The organism is Fredinandcohnia onubensis (genome assembly GCF_002734285.1).
Lineage (GTDB): Bacteria > Bacillota > Bacilli > Bacillales > Bacillaceae_L > Ferdinandcohnia > Ferdinandcohnia onubensis_A.
This window is the reverse complement of the sequence record NZ_NSEA01000005.1, coordinates 147,601-159,488: the sequence shown is the minus strand read 5'-3', so window position 1 is coordinate 159,488 and position 11,888 is coordinate 147,601. Positions and strand designations below refer to the sequence as shown.

Below are 11,888 nucleotides of genomic sequence, written 5' to 3'. Positions count from 1 at the left end.
ACGAGGCCCCTAAAACAGGGAGCCTCGTTTTTTGATTAATTGGTTGGTCGTTTGAATGGCCACCAGTTGGCGATGCCAAAGTTTTTGACCATAACTGGGATAAATAATGGCAGAATCACAAATGCGTATAACATCAGACCGACGAGTGTAATCGATGCAATCTGGAGCAAGGAGAGCATTCCAGATGGCATCATGGCTGCAAATGTGCCTCCAAGAATGATAGCTGCTGAGATAATAACAGTACCCATTTTCTTCATGGAAAGAAGCATTGCTTCTGCTACTGGAATATCACGGTATTCGTTGAAGCGATCCATTAGGAAAATACTATAGTCGACACCAAGTGCAACTAAGATGACAAATCCAAAGAATGGTACCGCCCAGCTGATTCCGGAATATCCGAGAATATTGACGAAAATAACTTCATTAATGGCCATTGATGTGTAATAAGTCAAAATTAATGAACCTATTAGATAAAGTGGCATGATTAACGAACGGAACAAGAAAATTAAGATAAGCGCAATACCAATAAACATTAGCACGATTGTACGTGAATAATCTTGTTCAGACATTTTACTTAAATCGGTATTGGTACTTGTAATACCACCAAGGGCGACATCTGCATTTTCAAGCTTGGTATCTTTTGTTGCTCTTGTAACAGCTGCTTCGATTTCCTCGATTTGTGCCATTGCTTCGTTGGAATATGGGTTCGATTCAAAGATGACATCTAATGTCATGACTTTACGATCTTTTGACATGTATACGTCAAGGACTTGTGCGAAATCTTCACTCTCAAGGACTTCTTCTGGCATATAAAAAGCATTTAATTCTTCAGAGTTTGAGAGATTTGATAAATATACTTGAGCTGATCCTAATCCATCCGAAACCTGTTCTAGACCATCAGCACTTTGAGTCAGTCCATCCGTTAATTGTGTTAATTGACCACCTAGACTTCCGAATCCATCAAGGAGCTGCTGTTGGCCATCATTAATTCCTGTTAGGCCATTTGTAATTTGTGGCATTCCTTGAACGATTTGACCTTGGCCATTTGCCGCTTGGACAAGTCCACCTTTTAGTTCTTCCAAACCAGCAATTAACTGTTCAAGACCAGCTGGAAGCGCTGCTTGTTCTTTGAGCAATTGTTCAAATCCTGCATTAGCTTGCGTCATTCCGGTATTTACTTCCGAAAGATGACCATTTAGTTCTTGAATCCCCGTTGATAATTGTGGGATCCCTTGCAAGGATTGCTTCATTCCTTTATATACATCATCACCAGCAATACTTTGGCCACTCTCTGCATGAATATAGTAGCCTTCTAGATAAGCAAATCCACCTTTATTTAGCTGGTTCACACCAGTGGTTAATTGTTGGAGGGCATTTGCTATTTCAGTGTAGCCCGTTTGCAAACCGGCAATTCCACTTTGCGCCTCTTTATAACCTACTAATAGTTTCGTATTATAATAGTTTAATAATTCTTCTGATCCAGCCTTTGCTTTGTCAACTTCAGCAATCATCGTATCGATTCCAGCTGTTCCGCTACGGATACCTGACTCGATTTTTGAAAGGTTTGTTTGGATCTCTGTTAATCCAGATTTTACTTGATTGGTTCCAGTAATTAATTCACCGATTCCATCAGTGGCGTTTTTAAGCTCTGGCTCTGATTTTGCAAGTTCACTACCAGCCTCTTCAAGCCCGTCTTTGATTTGAGTTAGTCCGTCTTTTCCTTCACCAAGACCTTCCTCAAGAGTTTTAGCTTGATTTGCAACGAATAAATCTTCAATTGGTTCACCAGTTGGTCTTGTGACAGAGCGAACAGAGTCAACCAGGTCCACTTTTTCCACTTCACGGCTGATTTTTTCGGCTAATTCGATATACTCTGTGGAGTCCATTGCCTCGTCATTTCTCAAGACGATTTGAGTTGGCATGGATTCACCAGGTCTGAAGCTATCCGAAATCGCATTGAATGCTTTAATCGAGTTTACATCTCCACTTAATTCTTCTAATGAGTTATAAGATAGCTCTCCATCATACACAAATAAGAATGGAGCAATGATTGCAGCAACAATTAATAGAGATAAGAGTGGGCGACTTAATGAAAATCTTCCAGCAACTGCCCAGATTTTACTATCTCCATATTCTAAATTCTGCTTAGATGGCCAGAATAATCTTTTACCTAAAACGGCCATAAAGAATGGGACGACCGTGAATAATGCAACTAGTAAAATTGCAACACCTACCGCTACAGCCACAGCTGATTGGTATAAGATGAACTGAGAAAACCCGATTGCAGCAAAGCCAATCATGACGGCAACTCCACTGAAAAATACTGTACGACCAGCATTTTTATACGTTTCAACAATTGCTTCTGTTAAGCTTTCTCGTTGTGATAGTTCTTCTTTAAATCGACTTAAAAGCAAAATACAATAGTCTGTTCCAATTCCAAATAAGATAGCGACTAGGAATATCTGTGTATAAGTTGAAATTGGAAAATCAAATTTATCAACTAACATCGCAACAATCGATTGTGACGCAAGATAAGTAAACCCAACTGTCACAAGTGGAATAATCGGTGCTACGAGAGATCTAAACACAAGTAAAAGAACGACAAGAATAAAAACAACCGTAATACCTTCAGTCTTTTTCAAACCTTCTTGTGAACTAGTCACGAGATCTTCACTAATGAGCCATTCACTCGTATAATAATGGTCAACCTTTACATCTTCAATGGCTTGATATAAAGCATCGCTGACCTCTTTTGGCTCCCGGTCATTCCAGCTAACTGTTACAGAGGCAAGGATTGCTTTTCCGTCCTCTGAAACAAGCTGTTCCTTTAGTGTTTCCTCATTAAAATGAGTAAGAATTTCAGTAATTCCGATTTCCTCTTTCTTCTCTTCAAGAAGTTGGATTGCTTTTTCAGCTTCTTTGATTTCGTCATCTGTTAACTTCTTTTTATCATGAAACACAAGGGCCACCTGTGTTTCATCTCCTCCACCCTCTTGGGCCTGTGCATCATTTAAAATTTGACCTGCAATGGAGGATGAATATTCATCGGGTACAGTTATCTGGCCTTTTTCACGCACAAGGTCTCCCATATTCGGAGCTGCCAGGAATAATCCTGCTACAACAACTACCCATGCGATAAGGACAAACCATTTCCGTTTTATAATAAAATTCATACTTATTCCACCACCTTGTTCTGTTTTATCTTTTGAAGGATTCCATTAAGCTTTTCATACGTTTTTAAGAATTGAACGATTTCTTCTTCAGAAAATTCACCAATAATAGACTCGACAAGGTTATTAACTCGCTCCTCTGTCTTTAAAAACAGTTTCTCCCCTCTGTCTGACAAAGTTAGATAGACAAGTCGTCGATCATTCTCGTCGCGTGTTCTATCAATTAACCCTTTCTCAAAAAGGCGATTTATGATGGCAGTAATTGCACTTTTTTTCACTTCAAAAACCTCTGCAAGTTCGGTTGATGTACACGAACCTACTTTATTTATGTAGCGAAGTGTATAATGCTGTTCATTGGTAAGTTCGGTTCCGAGCTGTTCCTTCACAAGCGAATCCGCAATGGTATTCACTGAAAACGAAACATCAACATATAAATCAACCAATTCCTTAATATTTGTTTTAGCCATATTTCACTGTCACCTCACAAAATAAGATTCAATCATTTAATAGTTAAACACTTTAACTATTAACATGATTAACTATAATTCCGACTATCCAAAAAGTCAATAAAAAAACAGCCCTCTAACCTAGAGAGATGTCCATTATTCTTTCCACTATTCTCGAAATCAAAAATAACACTATTAAATAAGTAACAAATTGATTAGCAAGTTTGTCCGATTTTTGCATATGAATATAATACTTGCTCCTAGGCGTACTAAAATATGAAAAGTTGAGGTAATGTGAATGATTATCGGACTGTTAGTAATTCTTATCTTCGTTCTATTTTTGCCATTCTCGGTCAGGATTGTTGAGAAAAACCTAGAGTTATTTCTTTTTGCAATGGGGCTGCTTGCTGCGGTTGTCGGTGGTGTTTTTAACAGTCAGCTTTTTATACGGGCAGCAGTTGATCCCATCAAGATCACTTTAGCTGTTTTTATAGCTGGTTTGCTATTCAAATGGTTTCATACACCATTACAAAGATCCATCGTTGGACTGAGCCGAAGAATCCCATTCCGCTTATTTATTGGATTAGTTGTCATTATCCTAGGGCTCATTTCAAGTATCATAACGGCCATCATCGCAGCACTTGTACTTGTTTTGGTTGCCTCTTCACTTAAACTCGAACGTGCATCTATGATTCGATTCGTGATAATTGCCTGTTTTTCAATTGGAATGGGCGCGGCGCTAACACCCATTGGGGAACCTTTATCAACGATTGCGATTAGTAAGCTTAATGAAGAGTTTTTCTTTTTAATAAGCCTAATCGGCCCTCAGATATTTGCAGCTCTCCTCCTTTTCGGTATATTGGCCACCCTTGTTGTCGAGCCGCCAAATCGAAAAAAAGCAACGATTGGAAAGGAATCAAATCTTGAAACATACGAGGAAATTCTTGTACGAGCGTTAAAGATCTATTTTTTCGTCATGGGGCTAACCTTATTAGGTGCAGGTTTTGAACCAATGATCAATCGTTATTTCATCGGGCTTGACCCGCTACTTCTTTACTGGCTAAATATGATTTCCGCCATTCTTGATAATGCTACTCTAGCAGCCGCCGAAATCAGTCCAGCGATGGACCATTTTACGATTCAATCGATACTTCTAGGATTATTGATAAGTGGTGGAATGCTTATTCCTGGGAATATCCCTAATATTATCGCAGCAGGGAAATTAGAAATTACAAGTAAGGAGTGGGCAAAGTTCGGAGTGCCAATGGGGCTTTGCATTATGATGGGATATTTCTTAATTATTTACTTAATCTAAAAAATGCCTTATTAGGCATTTTTTTGTTGCTTTATTTGACCTCTCGTAGACCTTTACCTTCAATCATTCCTTTTATCCCTTCTTCACAAACGCCATAGTAGCGCCATGAGCAAGATTCACACACTGTTTGAATGTCTGAAGGAATGACATGCTTTTGGATTCTAGTTTCAATGTCTTCCCATCTTAAAATTTGTCCGACTCGAAGTCTCATTTTTTCTAGAATCATAGCATCCCTTTCGAAGATGGACGCATTTTGGCAGTGGTATTCACCAGTGTTCGGGTATTTTTCACATAGATGATCTGGACCTTTTACAATTTGAATAAGTGTCCTTGGGTTGTTTCTAAGAGTCTGGTGAACAATCGTCATATTTTCCACGTACTCCCTGGAATAACCCATTCCCCTATAACCTAATAGGCAAAAAAGATAGTGGCCCCTCAGCTTGTACATCAGCATCCCCCCTGTTTGGAAATAATGAGTTCAGATTGTTAACTACTTTATTATTTTAGTTTACATATTTCCCTTCTAATAATCTATACATTTTAATAAAAAAAACACCGCATTGCGCGGTGAATTATTTTTAACCTCTTAAAATGATAAATACCATATAGGCGATGTATGCAACGGCAAGGACAATTCCTTCAGATTTAGCAATTTTGAATTCTGTTCGAGAGAATACAAATAGGACGATTGTTAAAATAAGCATTAATATGACATCGACAAGAATTTTTCCATCGACCGGTAATGGTGAAATAACTGAAGAAGCACCGAGTACAAAGAAAATGTTAAAGATATTGCTTCCAACGATGTTTCCTAACGCTATTTCACTTTGTTTCTTAATGGCTGCGGTAACAGATGTCACAAGTTCTGGCAAGGAAGTTCCAACCGCTACAATGGTTAAGCCCACTAATGTTTCACTCATTCCAAAGGAGTAGGCGATTTTAATGCTGTTATCTACCACCAAATCTCCACCAAAAATGATTGCTGCTAAGCCACCGAGTGTGAAAGCACTATTTTTGCCCCATTTTTTATCTGTCGTTTCAGCCACTACAGAATTACGATTATTTCTTGCCACCTCAATAATATAATACAAAAATACACTAAAAAAGAGGAGGAGGAGGATTCCTTCAGTCCGAGAAATGGTATTAACAGTTGCATTTTGTAAAGCCAGGTCACCCATCATTACAAATAGGGCAATACTAGCCAAAAATGTAAATGGAATTTCTTTTCGAATCGTAGCATTCTCTACTTTCAGCGGGTTAATCATGGCAGTTATCCCAACGACGAATGTGATATTAAAGATATTACTTCCGACTACATTTCCAACTGCCACATCGGCATTGCCTTCGATAGCCGCAATAATACTTACCGTTGCTTCTGGTGAACTCGTTCCGAACGCAACAATGGTAAGCCCGACGAGGATCGGAGGAACGTTAAGAAGTCCAGCAATTTTAGAGGAACCTTCAACAAAATAGTCCGCACCTTTTATTAATAATGCAAATCCAACTAATAGCAATAGATAGGTCATGTATTCTCCTCCTTATACTCATCCCCACTTACTATATTTTACTTCGAGGTATAAATATTACTCATCTTTTTAAAAAATGACGCTGTCTTTTTGTATATTCTTCCGACAAATAACTAGAAATTTATGGTAGTATTTAATAGAGTCCCTGAATATAATTGTTGTTTGTCACAAGAGCCAATTGGAATACGAATAAGGAGTTAATGAATGCATACATTAAATTCAACTTTAAACAGTAAAATAAATGACTCTTGTAACCAAAGTAAGTTTTCAGGAGTTGTTCTTGCAAAACAACACGATGAAGTAACGATTCAATCAGCGTACGGTTATTCAAATAGAGCTGAAGAACTTGAAAACAAAATCAATACAAGGTTTGGAATCGCCTCTGGTTGCAAGCTTTTTACCGCCATTGCGGTATGTCAACTTGTTGAAAAAGGTTTAGTAACATTTGATACAAGATTAAAAGATTGCTTGAACATTGAATTTCCTTACTTTGCTGAGAATATAAACGTAGACCATTTGTTAACTCATACTTCCGGTGTCCCTGATTATTTTGATGAAGCCGTTATGGATGATTTTGAGGAACTTTGGAAGGAAAATCCGATGTACTTAATCCGCGGACTGAAGGATTTTCTTCCTTTGTTCCAGAATAGCAGTATGATGTTTGAACCTGGTGAAAGATTTCACTATAACAACGCCGGCTATATTTTATTAGGGTTAATCATTGAGCAAAAAACGGGTAAATCATTTACAGATTATGTGATTGAAAATATTTTTAAACCATCTGGAATGGTAGACTCAGGATATTTTCCTCTCGATAATCTTCCAAATAATACGGCAATTGGGTATATCGATAACGAAGAAGATGGAACATGGCGAACAAATATGTACTCCATTCCGATTAAGGGCGGATCAGATGGTGGAGCATTTGTCACTGCACCTGACATGATAAAATTATGGGATGCTCTCTTGGGCTATAAATTGGTAAGCAAGGAAACAACTAACCTGCTTTTAAAACCTCACGTACATGCTGAGGACGACGAGTTTTATGGCTATGGAGTATGGATTTCTAAAAGAGATTCTGAGATTTATAAATATCATGTGATGGGGTATGATCCTGGAGTGAGCTTCGCTTCTTCTTATTACCCTGCTGCAGGCATCACGTTAGTCATCCCATCAAATCAATCGTACGGTCCACATGATGTAACGGATGTTTTTGAGGAAAATGTGTAATGAAAAAAAGAGGTCAGGATCGTCCTGGCCTCATTTGTTTTTAATATTAGTTTTTGTCATCGTCATCATCGTTGTCGTGGTCATTGTCGTCAAGGTCATCTATTTCCTTTTTTAAAATCGTTCCGTCTACTGCAGAAATTTCCATTTCGACTTCTTTTCCTTCATATATCATTTCAATTTCATAATGGTTATCATCATCTAACTCGATTTCTACAATTTTACCTGGTGTATCTTTTGTTGCAATCGAAATCGCTTGTTCTTTAGAAATCTTTACTGATGAAACGGATTGTTGAGAAGTAACTCGATCGTCATCGTCATCATCGCGATCATCATCTACTCTCACTACTTTACCAGTGGTTGCATTGACTACTACCTCTACATCGTCATCATATGTGCCCTCAAGCTCAACTTCATAAACAAGCTCTCCATTCTCGCGCTCTAGCTCAACTTTCTCAACATGTGCTCCTTTTACTTCTTGCAACGCAATTTCTTCAGCTTGTTTAGATGGAACCTCAGCTTCCTTTGCAAATGCACCGACTCCAACTGCTCCTCCTAATACAACTGCACCAATAATTCCTAATACCACAAGTTTTTTCTTCATTTTTGTTTCCTCCTTTATTTGAACTATCTTCATCATAGACAATGAAAATGAGGAAACTCAGATAATAAAATGAGAAATTGATGAGAAATATGTGAGAGTTTCTAAGAATTAATCCTCTGACACAATCGCTTTGACTTCACCGGAGATTGCATGAACCTGTACGGTGAATTCTTCTTCTTGGGCATCTTCGATTTCAATAAAGTAGTGGAGCTGGCCCGCTTCTTCTTCTAGTTCAACATCATCCACAGCACCATTTACAACTTTAAGAGCAAGCTCAATTGCCTGTTGCTCAGTAATACGTTGTGCTGTCTTTATTGGTGGCTCTTGTGTATTTGGTTTATCTGGTGTATTTGGCGTAGTTTCTGGTGGATTCTGCGGTTGCTGCTTATTTTCTACAACATCCACGATCTTACCTGTTTTTGTTTCTAATTTATAAGTTGCTTCTGTTTCGCCTTTTGTGACAGTTGCATAATAATAGGCCTTATCTTGTTCATTCTTCTTTTCAATCGTTTTAATTTCTCCGGCCTTCTCTTTGGCTAATATCTCTCGAATCTCAGTCTCTGTTTTTTCCCGAGGTTCATGTGAAATTTGAGTGAGGTTAGTAACGTCACCCGATTTCCGATTAACGTCTATTTCATAAATACCAGATTCTATTTCAAATTTAATTTTATAAACGTCACCTTCTCGGCTCACTTCTGTGTTTTCACCGCTATACATCTTTTCCACAAGGCGGGTGGCATCCTTTTCAGTTAAAGGTTCTGCAGATGTAAAGGTCTTTGTTAGCTGCCAGATCACAAAAGTTGCAATTAAAATACCTGCTACAGCCAGTAGACTTTTAGGAAGTGTTCCTTTTTTCATTGCAATCACTCCATTGATTTCGTTTTATCTACTATAATACCCGCATTTTATGAGAAATTAATGAGAATCCTCATTGGATAGCAGAATATTGGCTGTTGTGCCTTCCCCTTCAACACTTTCGAGAACGAGTTTTGCCCCGATTGCATCTGCCAATTCCTTTGCTAGTGAAAGTCCTAGACCATAGCCCCCTGTTTTTCTCGCTCTAGCTTTATCAACACGGTAAAAACGATCAAACACTTTTCCAACATCCTGTGACGGAATCCCAATCCCTTGGTCTATAATTTTAATGCTTGATTGATTCCGTTCCTTACCAATCACTACAATCACAGGTTTTTCGCTGTATTTTAGAGCATTCTCCATTAAAATATAAAAAACTTGTTTTAGTTTTTGCTTATCTGTTTTCACAATAGATTCTTCTTCCACAAAGATTGAAATATCGCGTTTGTAGCCCTCTCGGAAAGAAGTAACCGATTCGTCAACTAGCTGCAGTAGAGGAATGCTTTCCATCTGAAGTTTCCATTGCTCATCATGTTTTGCCATTAATAGCAGCTGCTGAGTTAATTCCCTCATATGAATGGCTTCGGATTGTATCGCATCCACTGCTTCTTGAAAAAGCTTTGGGTCTGTCTGTCCCCTTCGCTTTAAAAGGCTTGAGTATGAGTCAATAACGGTTAATGGTGTTTTCAACTCATGAGACGCATTTGAGACAAAAATCTCCTGTTTTTCATAGTTTACTTCTAATAAATCCATCATTTCATTAAAGGTTTGACCCATTTCATGCAATTCATCGTTTGATTCGTTTGTTAATTCAATCCTTTTATATTGACCACTTTTTCGAATTTCTCGCATCGTTTGAATCATCGCGGTAATTGGCTTTGTAATTACATTACTCAATACCCTAGTTGAAACGATAACGGGAATGGTTGCAATCAGAGTTACTGCAAGTAATACAAGACTTAATGTTTTCAAGTTGGCGGCTGTCTGTGATAAATCTTCCACCATCTGAAGCTCTGCTACTTCACCATTTTGCCAAATGATTGGCAATGAAGTAAATGCGTATGGTCTTCCATCATAATCAACAACTTGTTTACGCTCTGACTTTGGATGGGAAGTTGGAAAATCCTTTAACACTTTCTGCTCTGGCACATATGCTCTTGGGCCGACCTTGCCATCCGAATGCAATACTCGAAGCATTCCATTAATCGGCATATATGTAGTAAGCAAGGTCTGTACAGGGATTGTATTAACCGATTCGGATATCCCGTTTAATGCTCGTACCGTTTGGGCATGTGTTCGCTCTAATTCATTTTGGAACATCATATGCCTAAACGTAAAAAAAGAGGCAACATTAATTAAGATTAACAAAATGATAAACAAAACAGCCGTGAATAAATTGATCTTTGTCCTTAGTTTCATTTCGATTCCTTCATCACATAGCCGACGCCACGTACAGTGTGAATTAAAGGCTCGTCATATGGCTTATCCATTTTATTTCGTAAATAACGGATATACACATCGACTATATTTGTATCCCCGTAATAGTCATAGCCCCATACCGCATTTAAAAGTTGCTCTCGATTTAACACCTGTTTTGGGTGTTTCATTAAATAAGCGAGCAAATCAAATTCTCTTGGTGTTAGTTCAATTGTATCGTCTTTACGAATGACTTCATGAGTTCCTTCATTAAGCTTTAGGTCCCCCACACTTAACCAGTCATCCGTTTGTTCTTGTCCGGAAGTTGAATGACTAGGATTACTTCGCAGTGCTACTCGAATACGCGCAAGCAGTTCTTCTATTTGAAAAGGCTTTGTTACATAATCATTCGCTCCCAAATCAAGCCCAGACACCTTGTCTTCTACGGAGTCTTTTGCAGTTAAAAGAATTACCGGTGTACCTGAGTTTGCAGCACGAATGCGTCTAAGCACCTCGATTCCGCTAATGCCCGGTAGCATGATATCTAGTAGAACCAAATCCCATTGTTCTTCTAGAAACAGTTGTAACCCCGTACTACCATCGAAGGCTTTTCCAGTTTCATAGCCTTCATATGTCAATTCCAGCTCCAATACCCTTGCAATTTTCTCTTCATCTTCCACAATTAAAATACGTTGTTTTTGCATCTACTGTCCAACCCCATTTCTATGTAACTATTTCTATGTATTTTTCTTTCTTACTAGTTTAGCCCAAATATACAAGATACCAACAACTGAAACGACTGTTAATATGATTTTCCCTTCCATTGTTCCAGCAGTGACATTGTGCACAGAGTAAGCTTCGATTAATAAGGAAGGAATCTTTCCTAGCGAGCTTGCGAAAAGAAAGACGATAAAACTCACTTCACCAATTGCTGCTGTAAAGGTAACTACCCCCGAAGGAATGAAAGGGAACAAACGTAATAGTAGAATCATCACGAATGCATCTTTGCCTTTGGCGGAAAGCAGTTTATCGATAAGCGAATGTTTGTGTTTCTTCTTATCAATAAACCTTTTAAACCCTTTACGGTATAACCAAAATGCCACAATCGCACCCATTGCCTCTCCGATAAAAGAAATAAGGGTCCCTTTCCAAACACCAAAAACAAGAAGATTAGCAGCAGTAATAAATACACTTGGAAGAACTCCAAATATGCTAATCACTATATTTAGAAAGAAGCTTATGATTACTGCATATGCCTCATAATTTAGTAAAAGATCTACTATTTGTTCCTGCATGGACATCCTCCGAATTATACTTGCTCTTATTATG

Annotated in this window: 11 protein-coding genes; 2 read left to right on the top strand and 9 right to left on the bottom strand. The window is 38.3% G+C overall.

Going from position 1 to position 11,888, the window contains the following annotated elements:
* Positions 1–35: 35 nt before the first annotated feature.
* Positions 36–3,173 carry an MMPL family transporter gene (locus CKJ95_RS06610; protein WP_099352608.1) on the bottom strand — a complete coding sequence of 1,046 codons (3,138 nt, stop codon included), beginning with the start codon at positions 3,171–3,173 and terminating at the stop codon, positions 36–38.
* Between the two features lie 2 nt (positions 3,174–3,175).
* Positions 3,176–3,637: a MarR family winged helix-turn-helix transcriptional regulator gene (locus CKJ95_RS06605; RefSeq protein ID WP_099352607.1), complete on the bottom strand. Its 462-nt coding sequence runs from the start codon at positions 3,635–3,637 to the stop codon at positions 3,176–3,178.
* A 277-nt stretch (positions 3,638–3,914) separates the two neighbouring features.
* Between CKJ95_RS06605 and CKJ95_RS06600 the strand changes: the two genes are divergently transcribed.
* On the top strand, positions 3,915–4,931 hold the full coding sequence (locus CKJ95_RS06600) for a DUF1646 family protein (RefSeq protein WP_099352606.1): 1,017 nt from the start codon (positions 3,915–3,917) through the stop codon (positions 4,929–4,931).
* Between the two features lie 31 nt (positions 4,932–4,962).
* Here the strand turns inward: CKJ95_RS06600 and CKJ95_RS06595 are convergent, their stop codons facing one another.
* Both CKJ95_RS06595 and CKJ95_RS06590 read right to left on the bottom strand, forming a co-directional pair.
* Positions 4,963–5,379: a DUF1284 domain-containing protein gene (locus CKJ95_RS06595; RefSeq protein ID WP_099352605.1), complete on the bottom strand. Its 417-nt coding sequence runs from the start codon at positions 5,377–5,379 to the stop codon at positions 4,963–4,965.
* A gap of 130 nt (positions 5,380–5,509) precedes the next feature.
* Positions 5,510–6,457: a calcium/sodium antiporter gene (locus CKJ95_RS06590; protein WP_099352604.1), complete on the bottom strand. Its 948-nt coding sequence runs from the start codon at positions 6,455–6,457 to the stop codon at positions 5,510–5,512.
* 204 nt (positions 6,458–6,661) lie between these two features.
* On the opposite strand from CKJ95_RS06590, the gene CKJ95_RS06585 reads away from it, so the two are divergent.
* A complete protein-coding gene (locus CKJ95_RS06585; RefSeq protein ID WP_099352603.1) occupies positions 6,662–7,687 on the top strand; it encodes a serine hydrolase domain-containing protein in 1,026 nt (341 codons plus the stop codon).
* 46 nt (positions 7,688–7,733) lie between these two features.
* Here CKJ95_RS06585 and CKJ95_RS06580 read toward each other — a convergent pair whose 3' ends face one another.
* From CKJ95_RS06580 to CKJ95_RS06560, 5 genes are all read right to left on the bottom strand, one after another.
* The gene (locus CKJ95_RS06580) at positions 7,734–8,288 is read right to left on the bottom strand and encodes a PepSY domain-containing protein (RefSeq protein ID WP_180271428.1); all 555 of its coding nucleotides are present in this window, start codon (positions 8,286–8,288) and stop codon (positions 7,734–7,736) included.
* 108 nt (positions 8,289–8,396) lie between these two features.
* Positions 8,397–9,146, bottom strand: a complete 750-nt coding sequence (locus tag CKJ95_RS06575; protein ID WP_099352601.1) for a PepSY domain-containing protein — start codon at positions 9,144–9,146, stop codon at positions 8,397–8,399.
* Positions 9,147–9,203: 57 nt separating this feature from the next.
* Entirely contained in the window at positions 9,204–10,562 is a 1,359-nt protein-coding gene (locus CKJ95_RS06570; protein WP_099352600.1) for a sensor histidine kinase, read from the bottom strand.
* Positions 10,559–11,263 carry a response regulator transcription factor gene (locus CKJ95_RS06565; RefSeq protein ID WP_099352599.1) on the bottom strand — a complete coding sequence of 235 codons (705 nt, stop codon included), beginning with the start codon at positions 11,261–11,263 and terminating at the stop codon, positions 10,559–10,561. The genes CKJ95_RS06570 and CKJ95_RS06565 overlap by 4 nt, the downstream gene beginning before the upstream one ends.
* 33 nt (positions 11,264–11,296) lie before the next feature.
* Positions 11,297–11,854, bottom strand: coding sequence for a TVP38/TMEM64 family protein (locus CKJ95_RS06560; RefSeq protein ID WP_099352598.1), 558 nt, complete (start codon positions 11,852–11,854; stop codon positions 11,297–11,299).
* Positions 11,855–11,888: the final 34 nt, after the last annotated feature.

Bases quoted from the DNA above. Each gene is read 5' to 3' on its own strand.
- CKJ95_RS06610 (WP_099352608.1), bottom strand. From the start codon at position 3,173: ATGAATTTTATTATAAAACGGAAATGGTTTGTCCTTATCGCATGGGTA.
- CKJ95_RS06570 (WP_099352600.1), bottom strand. From the start codon at position 10,562: ATGAAACTAAGGACAAAGATCAATTTATTCACGGCTGTTTTGTTTATC.
- CKJ95_RS06585 (WP_099352603.1), top strand. From the start codon at position 6,662: ATGCATACATTAAATTCAACTTTAAACAGTAAAATAAATGACTCTTGT.
- CKJ95_RS06590 (WP_099352604.1), bottom strand. From the start codon at position 6,457: ATGACCTATCTATTGCTATTAGTTGGATTTGCATTATTAATAAAAGGT.
- CKJ95_RS06595 (WP_099352605.1), bottom strand. From the start codon at position 5,379: ATGTACAAGCTGAGGGGCCACTATCTTTTTTGCCTATTAGGTTATAGG.
- CKJ95_RS06575 (WP_099352601.1), bottom strand. From the start codon at position 9,146: ATGAAAAAAGGAACACTTCCTAAAAGTCTACTGGCTGTAGCAGGTATT.
- CKJ95_RS06565 (WP_099352599.1), bottom strand. From the start codon at position 11,263: ATGCAAAAACAACGTATTTTAATTGTGGAAGATGAAGAGAAAATTGCA.
- CKJ95_RS06560 (WP_099352598.1), bottom strand. From the start codon at position 11,854: ATGCAGGAACAAATAGTAGATCTTTTACTAAATTATGAGGCATATGCA.
- CKJ95_RS06605 (WP_099352607.1), bottom strand. From the start codon at position 3,637: ATGGCTAAAACAAATATTAAGGAATTGGTTGATTTATATGTTGATGTT.
- CKJ95_RS06600 (WP_099352606.1), top strand. From the start codon at position 3,915: ATGATTATCGGACTGTTAGTAATTCTTATCTTCGTTCTATTTTTGCCA.
- CKJ95_RS06580 (WP_180271428.1), bottom strand. From the start codon at position 8,288: ATGAAGAAAAAACTTGTGGTATTAGGAATTATTGGTGCAGTTGTATTA.